The 17,878-nt window shown below is 62.2% G+C and carries 18 protein-coding genes and 1 pseudogene; 9 read left to right on the forward strand and 10 right to left on the reverse strand.

The features are described 5' to 3' along the window. Positions 1-98 precede the first annotated feature (98 nt). The 6 genes from B0G71_RS15090 to map all read right to left on the reverse strand — a co-directional run bounded on the left by B0G71_RS15090 (position 99) and on the right by map (position 4,502). Positions 99-410: a YXWGXW repeat-containing protein gene (locus B0G71_RS15090; RefSeq protein WP_116148613.1), complete on the reverse strand. Its 312-nt coding sequence runs from the start codon at positions 408-410 to the stop codon at positions 99-101. A 313-nt stretch (positions 411-723) separates the two neighbouring features. Continuing rightward, positions 724-978, reverse strand: coding sequence for a cell division topological specificity factor MinE (gene minE, locus B0G71_RS15095; protein ID WP_012432104.1), 255 nt, complete (start codon positions 976-978; stop codon positions 724-726). Positions 979-992: 14 nt separating this feature from the next. Continuing rightward, complete coding sequence (minD, locus tag B0G71_RS15100; RefSeq protein ID WP_006048490.1) at positions 993-1,808, reverse strand: septum site-determining protein MinD; 816 nt, start codon at positions 1,806-1,808, stop codon at positions 993-995. Positions 1,809-1,912: 104 nt separating this feature from the next. Continuing rightward, the gene (gene minC / locus B0G71_RS15105) at positions 1,913-2,761 is read right to left on the reverse strand and encodes a septum site-determining protein MinC (RefSeq protein ID WP_116142581.1); all 849 of its coding nucleotides are present in this window, start codon (positions 2,759-2,761) and stop codon (positions 1,913-1,915) included. Between the two features lie 222 nt (positions 2,762-2,983). Then, entirely contained in the window at positions 2,984-3,517 is a 534-nt protein-coding gene (locus B0G71_RS15110) for a GNAT family N-acetyltransferase (RefSeq protein WP_106279978.1), read from the reverse strand. Positions 3,518-3,716: 199 nt separating this feature from the next. Further along, the gene (gene map, locus B0G71_RS15115; RefSeq protein ID WP_106279976.1) at positions 3,717-4,502 is read right to left on the reverse strand and encodes a type I methionyl aminopeptidase; all 786 of its coding nucleotides are present in this window, start codon (positions 4,500-4,502) and stop codon (positions 3,717-3,719) included. 402 nt (positions 4,503-4,904) lie between these two features. Here map and B0G71_RS15120 point away from each other — a divergent pair, with 402 nt between their 5' ends. From B0G71_RS15120 to B0G71_RS15130, 3 genes are all read left to right on the forward strand, one after another. Next, positions 4,905-5,885, forward strand: coding sequence for a ferritin-like domain-containing protein (locus B0G71_RS15120; protein ID WP_116142582.1), 981 nt, complete (start codon positions 4,905-4,907; stop codon positions 5,883-5,885). Positions 5,886-6,009: 124 nt separating this feature from the next. Beyond that, complete coding sequence (locus B0G71_RS15125; RefSeq protein WP_116142583.1) at positions 6,010-7,335, forward strand: Nramp family divalent metal transporter; 1,326 nt, start codon at positions 6,010-6,012, stop codon at positions 7,333-7,335. Between the two features lie 91 nt (positions 7,336-7,426). Then, a complete protein-coding gene (locus B0G71_RS15130; protein WP_116142584.1) occupies positions 7,427-8,506 on the forward strand; it encodes an alpha/beta hydrolase in 1,080 nt (359 codons plus the stop codon). 21 nt (positions 8,507-8,527) lie between these two features. Here B0G71_RS15130 and B0G71_RS15135 read toward each other — a convergent pair whose 3' ends face one another. Genes B0G71_RS15135 through B0G71_RS15150 form a run of 4 tightly spaced genes read right to left on the reverse strand, consistent with a single transcriptional unit; the run spans position 8,528 to position 12,415 of the window. Beyond that, positions 8,528-9,076: a chalcone isomerase family protein gene (locus B0G71_RS15135; protein ID WP_116142585.1), complete on the reverse strand. Its 549-nt coding sequence runs from the start codon at positions 9,074-9,076 to the stop codon at positions 8,528-8,530. After that, the gene (locus tag B0G71_RS15140) at positions 9,042-10,253 is read right to left on the reverse strand and encodes a cyclopropane-fatty-acyl-phospholipid synthase family protein (RefSeq protein WP_116142586.1); all 1,212 of its coding nucleotides are present in this window, start codon (positions 10,251-10,253) and stop codon (positions 9,042-9,044) included. Before B0G71_RS15140 ends, B0G71_RS15135 begins: the two co-directional genes overlap by 35 nt. Positions 10,254-10,265: 12 nt before the next feature. Further along, positions 10,266-11,129, reverse strand: coding sequence for a DUF1365 domain-containing protein (locus B0G71_RS15145; protein ID WP_258875606.1), 864 nt, complete (start codon positions 11,127-11,129; stop codon positions 10,266-10,268). Further along, positions 11,114-12,415 (reverse strand): NAD(P)/FAD-dependent oxidoreductase, encoded by a 1,302-nt coding sequence (locus B0G71_RS15150; protein ID WP_116142587.1) that lies wholly within the window; start codon positions 12,413-12,415, stop codon positions 11,114-11,116. Before B0G71_RS15150 ends, B0G71_RS15145 begins: the two co-directional genes overlap by 16 nt. 99 nt (positions 12,416-12,514) lie before the next feature. Here B0G71_RS15150 and B0G71_RS41980 point away from each other — a divergent pair, with 99 nt between their 5' ends. From B0G71_RS41980 to B0G71_RS15180, 6 genes and pseudogenes are all read left to right on the forward strand, one after another. Beyond that, on the forward strand, positions 12,515-12,637 hold the full coding sequence (locus B0G71_RS41980; RefSeq protein WP_258875607.1) for a hypothetical protein: 123 nt from the start codon (positions 12,515-12,517) through the stop codon (positions 12,635-12,637). 301 nt (positions 12,638-12,938) lie between these two features. Further along, positions 12,939-15,230: pseudogene (locus B0G71_RS15155) on the forward strand (filamentous hemagglutinin N-terminal domain-containing protein); the annotation flags it as partial. 34 nt (positions 15,231-15,264) lie between these two features. After that, on the forward strand, positions 15,265-15,552 hold the full coding sequence (locus B0G71_RS15160; protein ID WP_116142588.1) for a hypothetical protein: 288 nt from the start codon (positions 15,265-15,267) through the stop codon (positions 15,550-15,552). A gap of 431 nt (positions 15,553-15,983) precedes the next feature. After that, positions 15,984-16,871, forward strand: a complete 888-nt coding sequence (locus B0G71_RS15170; RefSeq protein WP_116142590.1) for a hypothetical protein — start codon at positions 15,984-15,986, stop codon at positions 16,869-16,871. A gap of 80 nt (positions 16,872-16,951) precedes the next feature. Continuing rightward, positions 16,952-17,233, forward strand: coding sequence for a hypothetical protein (locus tag B0G71_RS15175; RefSeq protein ID WP_116142591.1), 282 nt, complete (start codon positions 16,952-16,954; stop codon positions 17,231-17,233). After that, a complete protein-coding gene (locus B0G71_RS15180) occupies positions 17,230-17,859 on the forward strand; it encodes a hypothetical protein (RefSeq protein ID WP_116142592.1) in 630 nt (209 codons plus the stop codon). Before B0G71_RS15175 ends, B0G71_RS15180 begins: the two co-directional genes overlap by 4 nt. Positions 17,860-17,878 lie beyond the last annotated feature (19 nt).

A 17,878-nucleotide genomic window follows, 5' to 3' on the forward strand; every position in this document is an offset into this window, starting at 1 on the left:
AACGCGCGGCGCGGTGCATGCATTTGTCCGTGCTTGTCGAAACGGAAGGGATGGCATGCGCGGCACTCGCCGCGCCGTGCATGCCGAAGCACATGGCGTTACGCCCAGTGGCCTTCAACCCAGTGATAATTCGGGCCGTGCGCGACCCAGTGGCCCGGCACCCAGTGATAGCCGACACGCTCGGCTTGCCAGTGACCGCCGATCCACACATAGCGGCCGTGATCCCAGCGCCAATGACCTTGATCCCACACGTAGCCGACGCGCGACGCGGGCACCGCTTCGTAGCGCACCGGCGGCGGCGCGGACGGCGCGATCACGACGACTTCCGCGGCCGAGGCCGATGCCACGGCGGCTGCGCCGGCGGCGATCAATACGGTGTTGGCAAGCAGCAAACGAAAGGTCTTGTTCATGTTATCCCTCTGTAGATAGGCGCCGAAGGCGGCGTTATCCATTTAATGCGCGAGGGGACGCAGCGGCTGACCGTGGGCGTGTAACGCCACAGGCCGAAGTGCAACGGATTATTTCGACGCGCCGCTGACGCGCGCGAGAAAGCCCATGCATGCCCATGCGCACGAACACAGAGGGGAATCAGGAATGACAAAGAGGCACAACGGAGCGGCACACTCGCGCGCCGCCCTGCATCACGTCATCTCGACGCAACGCAGCGAAGCGCGCAGCACGTGATAAGAAACCGGCCGCGAGACGGAACAGACCTTTGAACGATCAGGCCTGCGGTATTTCGATCTTGACCTCGAGCACTTCGAGATCGTCCTGACGTTCGAGGCTCACGCGAATATCGTCATGAGAAATCTTCACGTACTTCGAGATCACGGCCACCAGTTCGCGTTGCAACGCAGGCAGGTAATCGGCAGGCGCATGGCCGCCGGCGCGCTCATGCGCGATGATCAACTGCAGGCGTTCCTTCGCTACCGACGCGGACTTCTTCTTCTCGCCCAGCAAAAACGAAAGAATCGACATTACGTGCGCTCCCCTTACTTGGTGCCGAAGAGGCGCTGCAGCAGCCCGGGCTTCTGGTAATCGGTAAAGCGAAGCGACTTCTGCTCGCCGAGGAAACGCGACACGACATCTTTATAGGCTTCGGCCACATCCGTACCGTCAAGGTGCACTGCCGGCAAGCCCTGGTTCGATGCGTGCAGCACCGCTTCCGATTCCGGAATCACGCCGATCAGGTCGATGCGCAGAATTTCCTGGATATCGGTCAGCGACAGCATCTCGCCTTCGCTGACGCGCTTCGGGTTGTAGCGGGTGATCAGCAGATGTTCCTTGATCGGCTCCTTGCCTTCGATCGCGCGCTTGGTCTTCGACGACAGAATGCCGAGGATGCGGTCCGAGTCGCGCACCGACGAGACTTCCGGATTCGTTACGATCAGTGCTTCGTCGGCGAAATGCATGGCGAGCAGCGCGCCCGATTCGATACCGGCCGGCGAATCGCACACGATGAATTCGAAGTCCATCGCGATCAGGTCGTTGATGACCTTCTCGACGCCTTCCATGGTCAGCGCGTCTTTGTCACGCGTTTGCGAGGCCGGCAGGATGAACAGGTTCTCGCACTTCTTGTCCTTGATGAGCGCCTGGTTCAGATTGGCTTCGCCCTGGATCACATTGATCAGGTCGTACACCACGCGGCGTTCACAACCCATGATGAGGTCGAGGTTACGCAGGCCGACGTCGAAGTCGATCACGGCGGTTTTGCTGCCACGCAGAGCGAGGGCTGATGCAAAACTCGCGCTCGTGGTCGTCTTGCCCACGCCACCCTTGCCCGAAGTCACCACAATGATTTTTGCCATTACCCTTACCTTGTGTTCGTCAAATTCGTCAATTATGTGCGGCCATATTTGCCGTGAAACGCCGCGTGCATCACGCTTGACCGACGCGGCGCGCTTCACGTCGTTTAGGTGAGCCGCAGCGGTTCGATCATCAACTTTTCTTCTTCGAGCCAGATCTGCACCGGCTTGCCGAGCACGTCAGCCGGCAAAGGGTTCTCAGTCGTTCGATAGATGCCTGCGATCGAGATGAGTTCCGGCTCGAGACACGTGCAGAAAATGCGCGCGTCGTGATTGCCCTGCACGCCGGCCAAAGCCCGGCCGCGCAGCGGCGCGTAAATATGGATGTTGCCTTCCGCGATCACTTCCGCGCCGTAGCTCACGAGGCCGAGCACGACCAGGTCGCCCTTGGCGTAAATGCGCTGACCGGAGCGCAGCGGCTTGTCGACCACCATGGTTTGCGACGACGTGGCGAGACGCACCGGCTCCGCGGCGGGAGCGGGCTCGACGGCAGCGACCGTGGCCGGCGTGCCGTTCTCCGGCGCGGCGGCGGCGAGTTCGAATAGATCGGAAGGCGGCGTGGCCGTCGCGGCGGTGACAGCCGGCGCGGCTGCGGCAGCGTTGTCTTCGTCTGCGGATTTGGGAGCGTTAGCGGCGCCGCGGCGGTCACGCGCTTCGAGCAACGGCAGCTGCGACTCCGCCGCCCACGCCTGCTGCGCGTTGGCGACCACGCCAACGGGGCGCATGCGTACGCTGTCGAGCAGTTGCGCGATGTCGGCGAGCGGCACACGTTCGTTTTCGGCGAGACGGCGCACGTCGATCGCGACGACGTCGTTAGCGAAAAACTCGGGGGTCGCCTCGAAGCGCCGGGTCAGTTCGGCACGCATGGCGTCGAGGTCGGTTGTCTTGACCACGAACAGGAGCGTGTCGACAGAGCCGCTGCGAAGTTCGAAAAAGGGCGATTTCTTGGGCGACATAGCGTTCGGCAAAAAATTTTGCGTATTTTACAGGCGTCGACGCGCGCGGCCAGCTTTTTCGCCGGGAGAACGGGCCGCCGCCATCGCGACGCGCTCCCGCACCGGCAACGCGACGGCCTTGCTGCGGACGTTCAGGCCGCGCATCGCGCCGACAAACTGGCGACCGACGCTGAAGAGACGCGGAAGGGAATCGAGCGGCAGACTGTCGCGCCGCTCGCGAGATCACTGCTGAAACACCTGGGACGTGGTCGGCACGTGGCGCACCAGCAGGCTTTCGGCCTGGTCCGGCGCACGCGTGACGCGACGGTGCTCGCCGGTCGGGCCGAAGCCGAGCGCCTCGTAAAAGCGCATGGCATTGCGGTTGGCGTCGGCGACCCACGCGTAGATTTCCGTGGCGCCTTCGTTCGCGAGCCAGGCGGCGGCCGAGTCGACCAGCAACTCGCCGCCGCGCAGATGGCGCACGGCCGGCGCCACCCACAGTTCGCAAACGAATGCGCGGCGCGCCGCGGTATCGTCGAAGTACGCTTCGATCAGTCCCGCCGGATGGCCCTCGGTGTAGAGAATAAAGGTGGTGGAGGTGAAGGAAACCGCATGATCCGCGGCGGTGGCGTCGAAACTGGCGGCGTCGGCCGACAACGCGTCCTCAAGCGTGGCGCCGAAGGCATACGGTGCCTCCCGCAGCGACGCAGTACGGAGTTCGCGGAAAACAGCGCCCTGATCAGCGGCGATACGGCGAACGGTCAATGACGGACTCATGCAGACGAAAACCCCTTGAAACCCTAAGGCGTAGCTTTAACCGAACCGGCGCGAGAGTCAAATCATTCTTTACCGGAACAGGGTATGCGCCGCAGGAACTCCCCTCGGGAAGCGACATACGGAGCGTATCCCGACTCAGCAGCACGTTGCGCGCCCAGTTCCGGCGCAAGTGCCCGGACGCGGTACGCGCCACGCAGGGTCATGGCGCTTCGTAGCTACCGGTGCCGTCCGGCCACGGTGTCAGGAGTTCATAGCCGTCGTCGGTGACGGCGATCATGTGTTCCCATTGCGCCGACAGCGAACGGTCCTTGGTGACCACGGTCCAGCCGTCGCGCTGCACCGCGGTGCCGGCGCGGCCGGCGTTGATCATCGGCTCGATCGTGAAGACCATGCCCGGCTTCAGACGCACGCCCTGCCCCGGCTGGCCGTAGTGCAGCACTTGAGGATCTTCGTGGTAGACCTTGCCGATGCCGTGCCCGCAATAGTCGCGCACGATCGAGAAGCCGTCGCGCTGCGCCACCTTCTGAATCGCATGGCCCACGTCGCCGAGCGTGGCGCCCGGCTTCACCTCGCGAATGCCCGCGAGCATCGCTTCATAGGTCGTGTCGACCAGCTGGCGCGCCACCGTGCTCGGCTGGCCGACGCAATACATGCGGCTCGTATCGCCGAAGTAGCCGTCCTTGATGATCGCGACGTCGATATTGATGATGTCGCCGTCTTTCAGGATCTCGGCGCGATTCGGGATGCCGTGGCACACCACCGAGTTGACCGAGGTGCACACCGTTTTCGGAAAACCCAGATAGCCGACATTTGCCGGAATCGACTTTTGCGTATTGACAATGTAGTCGTTGCACAATGCGTCCAGCTCGTCGGTGGAGACGCCGGCCTTGACGTGCTCGCCGATCATCGCCAGCACATCGGCCGCGAGGCGGCCGGAAATGCGCAGCCTGGCGATGTCGTCGGGAGTCTTGTAGGTAATAGCCATGAATTCGGTCGATATGGGTCGAATGGAAGGTCGATGTTCAATCGATCGGCCAATTGTACAGAGGATCGCAGCCGATCCTCCGCGAGCCGAGCCAAACTTGCCGGACGAAACGATCCGCGGCGATGTCGGGCGGCATGCTCGACCGGCTCCTCACATGCCGCGCACTTCATGCTGCACACGCGAACAGAAATCTTTTTCGAGGTTTGCATCTAGCCGAGTATTCGCCCCGTAAAGGCGAATGAGGACTCGCTCTTCTCCCTTGATCATTTAGTTCTTCTCAGAAGAACGGAGGCCTCTTTGCGTCCGCGATTTTGCGTCTTTGCAGCGCGAGAGCAACGGCTGTCCGCGCGTGTGCGCCGCGAGTCCGCGGTATCGGCAGCGAACCATTTGAGGAGCATCGCCATGTCGGAGTCCAGCACTAAATCAGCATCCCTTATTGATGCATTCGATCGGCGCGCCACGCGCCGCCTGCAACGCAGACAGTTCTTTCGCAACGCCGGCGGCCTGAGTCTGGGACTTGTCGGCGGCACGCTGATCAGCGCGTGCGGCGGGGGCGGCTCGGTTTCGAACGTGTCGGCCCAGAGCGCGCCGACCGACGCCGAAATCCTGAATTTCGCGCTGAATCTGGAGTACCTCGAATCGCAGTTCTATACGTACGCGACGACCGGAGCCGGGCTCGCCGCGAGCATGACGGCCGGCGTCGGCACAATGGGCACGGTGATTCCGGGGCAGCAAGTGCCCTTTCAGGATCCGGTGGTGAAAGCGTACGCCAACGAGATCGCCAACGACGAGCGCGAGCACGTCACGTTCCTGCGCAGCGCGTTGGGTTCGGCTGCGGTTGCCATGCCGGCAATCGACATCGGCGGCACGGATCCGAACGGCGCGTTTTCGAACGCGGCGCGCGCTGCCGGCCTCGTGCCTGCCGGCACCCCGTTCAATCCGTATGCGAACGACAACAACTTCCTGCTCGGCGCCTACATCTTCGAGGACGTCGGCGTAACGGCTTATAAAGGCGCCTCGCCGCTCATCACCAACAAGACGTTCCTCGAAGCGGCGGCCGGCATTCTCGCGGCCGAGGCGTATCACGCCGGGTTGGTGCGCACGGTACTGTACTCGAAAGGCATTGACATGACGAGTCTCGTCACCGCCGCCAACGCGATTTCGGCTGCACGCAACAGCCTCGATCATAACGGCCACGACGATCAGGGCATCACCGGCGCGACCGCCGGCACGTCCAACATCGTGCCGCTGGACAGCAATGGGCTCGCATTCAGCCGCAACTACAGCAACGTCCTCAACATCGTCTATCTGACGAGTTCGGCGGCGACCAAAGGCGGCTTCTTCCCGAACGGCGTGAACGGTTCGCTGAACATGAGCGCGTGAGCTGAGTTATCGATTGTGTCAGTTGCACCGGCAACGGGGCGCCGCGACGCTGATCGCGCTGGACCCGTTGGCCGGCCGTCATGTGCCTATTGCGTTGAACGCTTGACGACGTACAGGAGCCGCTATGAACGAAGCGATAAGCCAGGGCACCGTGCCGCAGACTCTCACCGAGCAGACCTGTTTCGACATTCGCGAAACCCTGGCGGGACGGCGCCGTGGCGTGCGCGCGATGCTGCCGTTCGTCGGGCCGGCAGTGGTGGCGTCGATCGCGTACATGGACCCGGGCAACTTCGCCACCAACATCCAGGCGGGCGCGGGATACGGCTATACGCTGCTATGGGTCGTGGCGGTCGCGAATGTCGTCGCGATGCTGTTCCAGTCGCTGTCGGCCAAGCTCGGTCTCGTCACCGGGCGCAATCTCGCCGAGCTATGCCGCGAAGCGCTGCCGCGCCGATCCATGCTCGCGATGTGGGGCATCAGCGAAATCGCGGCGATGGCGACCGATCTGGCCGAGTTCGTCGGCGGTGCGATCGGTGTGTCGTTGTTCACGCATCTGCCGATGATACCGAGCATGCTGATCACCGCAGCCGTCACGTACGGTTTGCTGCAATTCGAGAAGCGCGGCTTCCGCCCGCTCGAACTGGCGATCGCGGCGCTGATCGGCGTAATCGGACTGTCGTATCTCGCCGAGTTGCTGATCGCACCCGTGCGTTGGCCATCGGTGATCGCGCACACGTTCACGCCGCGGGTGCCGGATAGCAATGCGTTGACGATATCGGTGGGCATTATCGGCGCCACGGTAATGCCGCATGTGCTGTTCCTGCATTCGGGGCTCACGCAGAATCGCGTCAAACCGCGCAACGACGGCGAGCGCGCGAGGCTGCTGCGCTTTTCCAATATCGAAGTGGTGGTCGCGCTCGGCGTGGCCGGGTTCATCAACATGGCGATGGTGATCATGGCCTCGAGCGCGTTTCATGCGGGGCACCCGGAGATCGCCAGCATCGAGACCGCGTGGCGCACGCTCACGCCACTGCTCGGCGGCGCCGCGGCGGGACTCTTCCTGGCCGCGTTGATCGCATCGGGCGTGTCGAGTTCAGTGGTCGGCACGATGGCCGGGCAAATGATCATGCAGGGCTTCGTCGGCTTTCATATTCCCGTGTGGGCCCGGCGCTTGATCACGATGGCGCCGGCTTTCGCGGTAGTGGCCTGCGGCGTCGACGCGACGCGCGCCCTGGTGCTGAGCCAGGTGGTGCTCAGCATCGCCCTGCCCGTGCCGATGATCGCGCTCGTGTGGTTCACCTCGCGCGGCGACCTGATGGGCCGCTACCGGAATCGTCGTGCGACGACCTTCGCGGCAACTCTCGGCACGGTCGTCGTGCTGGCGCTCAATCTCATTCTGCTGCTGCAAGCGGCCGGCATTTCGCCGTGGCCGCCGTTTCATGCCGCGTGAGCCAGCGGCATCATGGCAAGGCCTGCATCCGCTCGTGGGCTTGGCGCGTACATTGTTCGAACGCATCTCTTCGGACTGACTCGACTCTCTCATGCCTCGACGCCTTCTCACCCTGACCGCCACGCTGGCCCACGCCGCTCTCGGCGGCTGCAGCGCGGCCGGCGTACTGAATGCCGCCGTATCGCACAAGCAGTTCCGCGCCGAAAACGGCTTGGCTTACGGCAACGCGCCGCGCCAGAAACTCGACGTCTACGTACCCACCGCCGACGCGCCGCCAACCCGTTCTTCGCATGGCCGTCCGATGGTGGTGTTCTTCTATGGCGGCAGTTGGCAGAACGGCTCGCGCGGCAACTATCTGTTCGTCGGCGCGGCGTTGGCCTCGCGCGGCTTCGTTGCCGTGCTGCCGGACTATCGGACGTGGCCCGACACCGCGTTCCCCGGTTTCGTCGACGACGCGGCCGCGGCCGTGCGCTGGGCACGCGACCACGCGGCCGAGTTCGGCGGCGACCCGTCGCGAATCTTTTTGATGGGACACTCGGCGGGCGCGCATATCGTGATGCTGCTCGCCACCGACGGCCGCTATCTCGCCGCGCAGCAGATGAGCAAAAGCGATATCAGCGGCGTGATCGGCCTGGCTGGCCCGTATGATTTTCTGCCCTTGCACGACGCGACGCTCGAGGAAATTTTCCCGCGGCCATTGCGTGCCGCAAGTCAGCCGATCAACTTTGTCATCGGCGACGAACCGCCGATGTTCCTCGCCGCCGGCCAGCGCGATACGACCGTCGATCCGGGCAACACCGACCGGCTCGCGGCAAAACTGCGTGCGTCGGGCGACGCGGATGTCGAAGTGAAGCACTATCCGCGCGTCGGGCATGCGCTGCTGGTGGGCGCGTTTGCCGGGCCGTTGCGCAGCTTTGCGCCGGTGCTCGACGATGCGAGTGCGTTTATCGACGCGCAGGCGAACAATGAAGCGCGGCGTTCGCGTGGCAGCGCCGCACGCGGTGATACGCAATCGTCGCCCGCCTCTTTCGATGCGCAAGGCAACGTTTATCAATTGCGTCGGCAGCGCGCGAAGGCCGCTGCTGCGCCGGGTGACAATGCGGCATCCATAGGAGCGCCCGCCACCGGCTCCGATTGCGAGAAGCAGAGCAACCGGGGCGTCAACGAATAGCGCCCCTGCAACCTGCGGTAGCTACCGCTCCATACCCAGCAATTGCTTGCGCAAACTAGGCGCGCGCGTGGACGGATCGAGCCAGATACCGAAGAATGCGCGCGCGAAGGCGGGATCGTCGAACTCGCCGGTCATGCGCTCGCCGGCATAAAAACGCACGCCCTTGTCCGGCAGATACACCGCGCTCAACTGGTCGCCGGGACCGACATCCACGAAGGCCTGCAGCATGTCAGCGCGCCAGCGTTCCAGCGTGTCGGCCGGAATCGGCGCGGCCGCCAGACGCTTGATCTCGCTGATACCGGTGTCCGCAAGGCGCTCGCGTTTGATGCCGCGGGCGTACACGATGTGCAGCGCGAAGCGGGCGTCGTAATCGACCGGCACGCGTTCGCTCCACATCTGCGCGCGATAGAGCCGGAAGCCCAGCACACTGAAATCGCCTTCGCCGACGAGTTGTGCGGACTGGACGTCGCCGCGCCAGTCCGCGCAAGCGGCGCTCACCCACAACGCCAGGACGAGAGCGACGAAGGCGCGCACGTCAGTCCACTTGCGAAAGCACGAACTGCATGACATCCGTGCGTCCTTCGTCGAAGCCGGCTTCGCAATACGCCAGATACAGCCGCCACGTGCGCACGAAAATCTCATCGAAACCCTGCACGCGGATCGTATCGAGTTGCGCTTCGAACGCGCCGCGCCAGCGACGCAAGGTCTCCGCGTAATCGCGGCCGAACGCCAGCGAGGTGCGCGTCGTGAGCTTGCCGCGCCGCGCGGCCTCGGCGAAACGCTGCGGGCTCGGCAACATGCCACCAGGAAAAATGAACTCGCGAATGAAGTCGCTCGTCGCGCGATAAGCGGCAAAATGCGAGTCGTCGATCGTGATGGTTTGCACTAGCGCGCGAGCACCCGGTCGCAGACGTTCGCGCAGAATCCGAAAGTACGTCGGCCAGAATTTTTCGCCGACGGCCTCGAACATTTCAATCGATACGACGGCATCGTACTGACCGGTCAAGCTGCGATAGTCGCGCAGTTCGAGTTGCACGCGCTCGCTCAGGCCTGCTTCGTTCACACGCTGCCGGGCGAATTCGAGTTGCGCCGGCGAGATCGTCACGCCATGCACCTGAATGCCCAGACGCGCCGCGTGCAGCGCAAAAGCGCCCCACCCGCAGCCGATTTCCAGAATGTGCATACCGTCGCGCAAACCAAGCGTATCGATGATGCGTTGATACTTCGCGAGCTGCGCGTCCTCGAGCGATTGATGGAAATTGCCGTCGAACACCGCACTCGAATAGGTGAAAGTCGCGTCGAGCCACTGCGCGTAAAACGCGTTGCCGATGTCGTAGTGCGCGTGAATGTTGCGCCGGCTGCCCGAACGCGTGTTCGGCCTCAGCTTATGACGCAGTCCGTACCAGAGCTGCGCGAGCCAGCCGCCATACACCGTGCGTTGCAGCGCGCGCTCGTTGCGGATCGCGACGCGCAGCAGCGCGGCCAGATCGGGCGTATCGACCCAGAAAGAGCGCCATGCGTCCGCAAAACCGATATCGCCTTTGCGCAGAATCGCGCCGCACGCGCGCCAGTCACGCATCTCCAGACGCGCGCCGGGCGCCGCGTGCGGATCGCCGAACACGCGCTGCTGACCATCGGGCGTGATGAGGATCAGATGCCCCACCTGGATCCGCTCGAGCAAGGACAGAAACAGACGGCCTGACGCGGGGGCGGTTTGGTGCCCGCTCAGGGTTCTTGAAAGCGCCATGACTGAATCTCCTCAATCGGACGAAATGGGGCGCGCGGCGGCGGATGGTTTGGCGGCTGCGGCGTGGTGGGTGGACGCGTGGTCGGTGCGGGCCGGCGCGGGGTTTCTGCCGTGGAACGGCGTTTTCTTGAGGGCAAGGCGCAAAGCCTGCCAGTGAATTCTCGCGACGACGCCCACGGTCAGGAGCGGCTGACGCAGCAGCGCGGCGAACGCGGCCGCGCGCGTGAGCGGCGTCAGGCGGCCGCCGAGTGCGGTGCGGATCAGCAGACCGTCGGCGTCGTGATAGTCGATGGAGACCGACGCGCTACCGGGCGCTTCCTTCACGCGAAAGGTGTAGCCGCCTTCCACGCGGCAAAACGGCGACACGTGCAGCACTTTGCGGCACATGAGCCGCGTGTTCGTGGTGATCGCCGCGTTGCCGTTTGCGCTGAGCAGATAGCTGTGGCGCTCGCCGAAGGTGTTGCGCACTTCAGCCAGCAGGGCGCGCAACCGGCCGTCGCGGTCGTGGCAGTACCAGAAACTGATCGGGTTGAACGCGTAGCCGAACACGCGCGGAAAAGCCTGCAGCCAGATACGGCCGTTCGCTTCTTCAATGCCCGCGGCTGATAGTTGCTCGCGCATCCATGTGGCGAGGTCGCTGCCGTCGCGCGGACCGTGGTCGCGTCGATACAGACTGAGCGGCCGCCAGCGGTCGATGCCGAACCAGCCGCTATCGAGCGAGGCCAGCCGATCCAGGTCGCATCGCACGTAAAACACGGGATACGTGAAGCGATGATGGTTGGGACGCAGACGTTCGTGCATCACCTTGCCGGTCAGCAGCCAGCCTGCTGGATCAGCGCCGGCATTGTCGCTCGACGCGCTCATAGCCTGGCCCATGCCGGCGATGCATCGAAATCGGCGGCGACGCGCAGCGCCGATTTCAGACCATCCTCATGAAAACCGTAGCCCGTCCACGCGCCCGCGAACCACGTGCGGCGCTTGCCTTGCAGTGAAGGCAGACGGTGCTGCGCGTCGATCGCGGCCAGATCGAACAGCGGATGGTCGTAGACGAAGCGGCGTAGTTCGGTGCCCGGCGCCGGCTGGGCGACCGGGTTGAGCGTGACGACGAGCGGCGTCCTGAACGGCAGCGGCTGCAACTGATTGACCAGATAACTGACGCACACTGGATGCGTGCCGTCGACACCGCGGTTGCCCAGATAATTCCACGCTGACCACACGCGCTGACGACGCGGCAGCAGATTCGTATCCGTATGCAGCACCGCGACGTTCGGTTGGTAGCGCACGGCGGCCAGCACGCCGCGCTCGTCATGATCGGCGTCTTCCAGCAGGCGCAGCGTGGTCGGCGCGTGAGTGGCGAGCACCAGCGCGTCGAAGCGCTCGGTGCCGTGGTCAGTGAACACGTCGACGCCGTCGGCGTCGCGGCGCACGCCGCGCACTGCCGTGCTCATGCGGACGTCGTCGAGCGTGCTGGTTAGACGCTTCACATACTCGCGGCCGCCGCCGACCACAGTCCTCCACTGCGGCCGGCGATTCACTTGCAGCAGTGCGTGGTTCAGGCAGAAGCGCAGGAAAGTCGTGGCCGGGAACGCGAGGATGTCGGCGGTAGCACTCGACCAGATCGCGGCGGCCATCGGCAGCAAATATTGTCGCTGGAACGCGCCGCCGTAGCCGCCTTCCGTCAGCAACTCGCCCATCGACGCGCGCGTTTCGATCGCCAGTTCGAGGTTGGTTTGCGCGCTGCCGTTAAACCGCATGATGTCGCGCAGCATGCCGATGAAGGTCGGTGAAAACAGGTTGCGGCGCTGCGCGAACACTGTATTCAGGCTTGTGCCGGCCCACTCGAGACGGCCTTCGTCGAGCGAGACCGAGAAGGTCATGTCGCTCGGATGCGACTGTACGCCGAGTTCGGCGAACAGCGCGATCAGGTTCGGATAGGTGCGGTCGTTGAACACGAGGAAGCCGGTGTCGACGGGATGCGTGCGGCCGTCGAGCGTGACATCCACTGTGTTGGTGTGGCCACCCAGGTAGCCGGCCGATTCGAACAGCGTGACCCGATGATTGCGCGCCAGCAGATACGCGCTGGCCAAACCCGAGATGCCGGCGCCGATGACCGCGACCCGTGAGCCGCGCGGTAGTGGTGAGGTCGGTGCGGAATGGGGCATGGACGCGTCTCCTCGAGCTGGGGACACGCGGTGAATTTAAGAGGTGTGCGGGGGGGGTTGCGGTCCTTGAGGGGATTTACGCAGCGAGGATCTCTTTGGATGCAGCAAGCGGGAATTGCGCTGAGGCTGGCAGGTGACTGGTTTGAGGTGACTGCCTTGTTCGACGAACAGTCCGAAGTCGCGTTGCGTCAAAACAAAAACCCCACAGAACGTTCGCTCTGATGGCTGTCACGGGCTGCACGTGGTTGCTTACGCTTGCCTCCGAGACATGCTGTCGTGAGTAGCGAATCCGTGCCGCCAGCCAGCTTTTCGCATCCCTCCACCAATTGGACGCCTCAGCCCACGGGCTTTTCTGAGCGGCACGGACTGAGTTACTTTCGCCACGGCACTCGCCCGTCCAAGAAGAATAATCTTTCAATATTCCAACGAACCCGATGCAATTTAACAATTCCAGGTTCGCATTCTAGTGAAGTTCTGATGTAAATTACATCCTGTTACAGTTTCGCAATATCAATTATTCAGAATGAATAAAAAGACCTACAGGCTGATATACAGCCGGCTTCGGGGAATGCTGGTGGCGGTATCGGAAACCGCCACTGCTGAAGGCAAAACGAACCTGGGAGAATCGCAGTCGGGCGGTAAGGTACCGCCCCGGGCAGTGTCATGCTTCGCGCTGCGCCACGCCGCATTCGGCTCGCTGCTGCTCGCGGGTGCGTTCGTGATTTCGACGCCACCCGCTCACGCGCAGATCGTGCCGGGTGGCGCGCACGCGCCGTCTGTGATCCAGACGCAAAGCGGCATCCCGCAGGTCAATGTGAACCGGCCTTCCGGCGCTGGCGTGTCAGTTAATACGTACGGCCAGTTCGACGTTCAGAAGCCTGGAATCGTACTTAATAATTCGCCGACAGTTGTGAACACACAGCAGGCGGGTTATATCAACGGCAATCCGAATTACCTGCCGGGTCAGTCGGCTTCGATTATTGTTAATCAGGTCAACAGCAATAATCCCTCCCAGTTACGCGGATATGTGGAAGTAGCCGGCCGTCGCGCAGAAGTAGTGATAGCGAATTCCGCGGGCCTGATTCTGGATGGTGGCGGCTTTATCAACACTTCACGGGCCATTCTCACCACCGGCAATCCGACCTATGGCGCGAACGGGAGTCTGACTGGTTTTGATGTGAAGGGTGGCCAGATTACCGTTCAGGGCGCGGGCATGAACGCGACCAATGTGGATCAGGTGGACCTGATCGCCAGAGCCGTCGCGGCGAACGCTGCACTGTATGCCAATACGCTGAACGTGGTGGCCGGCGCGAATCACGTCGATCACGACACGCTGGCCGCCTCACCCATCGCCGGTAATGGAGCCGCTCCGGCGCTTGCCATCGATGTCAGTCAGTTGGGAGGTATGTACGCCAACCGGATATTTCTGGCGAGCAACGAATTCGGGGTAGGCGTATCGAATGCGGGAGTGCTCGCCGCGCAGGCGGGCGACCTGACGCTGCAGTCCAACGGCCAGCTTGTGCTTGCCGGCAAGACCACGGCGAGCGCCAATCTTGCAGCCACCGCGAACAGTATCCAGAACAGTGGCACGACGTACGCCCAGCAGTCGGTGTCCGTCAACACGTCGGGTGCGCTTTCCAATACCGGCACCCTCGCCGCGCAGCAGAACATGAACGTCAGCGCGGGTAGCGTGAACTCCACAGGCACGCTCGGCGCGGGCATCAATAGCGACGGCACGATCGCGAACGCGGCTGACCTGACGGTCGCGACTTCGGGCGCGCTCGCCGCGATCGGGCACACGGCGGCAGGTGGCAACGCGAGTCTGTCCGGGGCAGCACTGAACCTGGGCGGCAGCCAGACCTCAGCAAATGGCAACCTCACATTGCTGGCCAGCAATGGCGACATGGGTCTCCTCGGCGCGAGTGTTATTGCCGGAGGCGCACTGTCGGCCACCGCACGGGGCACGCTCACGAACGACACCGGTGTGCTTTCTTCCACGGGCGCGCAAACGGTTACGGCGGGCGCGCTGTCGAATCAGGGCGGCCAGATCGTCTCGCAGTCGACGCAGAACGTCAGCGTTGCCGGTGCCGTGAACAACCGGCAAGGCATTATCCAGTCTGCCGGAAACGAAACCGTGAACGCCGTGTCGCTAGACAACACCGCAGGCCGTGTGGCAATGCTTGGCAATGGCACGCAGCGCGTCACCACAAGCGGTGCGCTCGTCAACGCCACGGGTACGACGGCAACAGGCGCGGCAGGTGGCGTGGTCGGCAGCAACGGCGCGCAGAATGTATCGGCGGGCTCAATCTCGAACCAGGGGCAGTTCAATGCGCTGGGCGATGCGACGGTGCACGCGCAGACGCTCGATAATCACGCGGGCAGTATCACGGCAGGCGGCACTCTGAACGCGAGCAGCACCGGCGCGTTCAATAACCAGAACGGCGTGCTGTCCGGTGCGGCCACGATCGTGAGCGGTGCGTCGGTCGACAATTCGAACGGCACGATCGAGGGCAATACGCTCGCGTTGTCCAGCAGCGGCAACCTGGTCAACCGGGGTGGCCACATCACGCAGTCCGGCACGGCCGACCAGCGCATCTCCGCAGGCGGCACGATCGATGATACGGGAGGTTCGGTCGCATCGAATGCGACGGACTTCGCGATCTCCTGCCAATCGGTCACGAACGACTCAGGTTCGATCCAGCATGCGGGAACCGGCACGCTCACCCTCGCCGGGAATCTGTCGAATACGGCGGGCAAGGTGGTGACCAACGGTGCCCTCGCCGTGTCGGGTACCCCTCTCTCCGGGTATCGCAGTGGGACCGAATTTTTCATATAGCCCGAGCGACGGCTTGGCCTCGCTGAAACCAGACATTGCGCTCGGCAGCTTGGGCGACCTCGGCGCGAACATCAGCTTTTCGGGCGATCCCCGATTTTCAGGTCCGACGTCGATCGGGGTAGGTATTGGCAAGTACTTTGGCGTGCAGGTAACGCCTAGCAATGTAACTGCGTGGCAGGAAAAATCGTGGTACGACGCTACACGCTACATCAATGGCGTTTCCATTGGTATCGGCGCGGGCTTTAGTACGCCCATCAACGCTTCTGTCGATCCAACGTATCAATCCCCGACGAAACAATGAAACCATACTTCCAGACAACTCTTAGCCCCTTAGAAGGGGTGGCTGTGATCGGACTGCTGATTGCCCTCGTACTCTTGATCTTTGTCCTGCTACCAGCAGCCTCTCGAGCAGTTGATAGAAACGCCGGCCGATTGATCGCGCAAGCGCGAGCGGTCGCATCGTTTGGCGACTCGGCTTTCCGCTCGGGAGGAGCATTTTATAGATTTAGCGCATACGAGCAACACCTTGTAGTGTGCTTCATGGCTGCACGGTCATACTCCTACAAAGACGTTCGATTGCCGGACGACATACATGCGCATAGTGGCAAGTTGACAGTCGATCTGGACGGTACCCGCGTTGTCTTGTGGGGTAATGTCGAAAGTCTTGATCGCCTTGCCGAGGCACTATCCGAGCGAATAGAGAGCATAGGGAGCCGTACCTAAGACCTAGACATGTACAACCGACAGCTGCATCCGGAAGAGAAGCAGATCATCATAAATCTGGCGAATGGCGACGCGGACAAGGAACGTCGTCTAGAGGCGGCGGGATGTGCGCTTGTACAGTGCGCAGCCGAATTTGCGCCGGGAACCGCTGACTATACGAAGTACTCCCCGCTGCAAAATGAAGGTGCCAGTTATATCTACGAACAGAAACAATTGCTCAGCTATAACGGAAGTTCATTCTCGGCGGCGTCATATGGAGGAATGGTCCGGCAGACATCGGCAAGCAGCTTGTTCCACTACAGCGCTGATGATACGCATGCAGATCAGAATGCGGCACAGGCCGCGATGGCGGCACAGCGTTCCGCTTCCATTGACTACGTGACCCTACAGGCCGGCGCAGGTCTTGGTGGCAGCGTTACCATCAATATGCACGATGGCAATGTCTATGCAGGTGGTTCGGTTTCTGCTTCTCGTGAGAAAGGAGCAGGGGTGGTGGTCGGCATGATTCCAGATAACGTTGGAAAAACCGACGATCAGAAAGCGGAGGCCACCGACAATCTTATCAAGGGCCAATCATTGGGTGGAAACACATGTCTGTTCGGAGTGTGTGGAGGATTAAACCGTTCCGTTGGGGGGCAAACAGCCGTCGACTTTGTAAATGTGAATGCAAGCTCATGGAGTCGCGATCTCGCGGAAAGGTATCGCCTTGCGCTGTTGAATCGTGGGTGGGCGCAACGAACTTCGACAGACGGCGACCTCTCCCTTTGCAAGAACGGCGTCCGCGCAAGAATTAGTCTCGTCTCTGAAGTAGATAGCTCTCGCGGGCAATCGCGTGAAGTCTACGGATTCGCGATGACATATGGTGGAGACACCATAAAAATATGCCGAAGCCAGTAGGCATGTACAACTGGCAATTGCATCCACAGGAGCCTTTACCAAAATGAACCCGGATAAACAACACATATTCTCGGTGAGAAATGAGCACTTTGAACATCGCTGATGATGGCGCATCAATTAATTGGGTCGATGCACTTTCAGGCCGCGAATGGACGGCGCGGGCGCCGTCGGTTCCCGAATGGCAGAGACTTTGGCATAGAGACCAGACCGAGGAATCGCTCGTAAGCGGACGTTTCCTCTGGGTGAACGGCTTGAACGACAATGAATTGATAGTCGTTTTCGCGCCGTTTAAGGGCTTAGATTTCAACCTTACTTTCTCTGTGCTATCGGGACAACTGCTGAAAATTGAGGAAGCACGATGATGCGCGCATTGATGTTAGTCGGCATCTTCGCCCTCACCGCCGGATGCGCACCAACGCATCACGTAACAACTGCGACTCCAGACTACGATCCGCGAATTTCAGCTCGCATGCGTATCCAATCGGGCAATGACCTGCAAGCCGCTTCGTTCAGGGTGGGAGCGTGCTACTCAAATGCGTGGGAGAGCGATTCGCAGCGGGTCAGCGTCGATGACGGCTTCTGGGCGCGCTACAAATACTCGTCACGCAGCGTCGTGATTGGCATGCCTCAGAGTCCCCGACCATGGATGCGCGTCGAGGGGCTGCGTTTCAAGGACATGATCCGGGAATACGTCATTCCGACCGGGCAGCCGATCACGTTGTCGCTGAGCACAGCCAATGACGTAGGCAGCAGCAAGTACGGCGGCTATTCCTGGTCCTGCAAACCGCACGCGATGACCTTCACGCCGATTGCTGGGCAGGATTACGACGTGTACTTGGCCTTGCAGGAAGAAGGGCGCAAGTCACATCGCTGTTCGATCGAGGTTCGCCACATCAACGCCACCGGACTGGACGAACCTGTGCAAACGCAATACGCACCTAAATGTCCGTCGTCAGAAGCAGAGACCGCGACGAGACGGGGTCCGTAAAAAGCACCACGCAGTCAGA

Source organism: Paraburkholderia sp. BL27I4N3 (assembly GCF_003386115.1).
Lineage (GTDB): Bacteria > Pseudomonadota > Gammaproteobacteria > Burkholderiales > Burkholderiaceae > Paraburkholderia.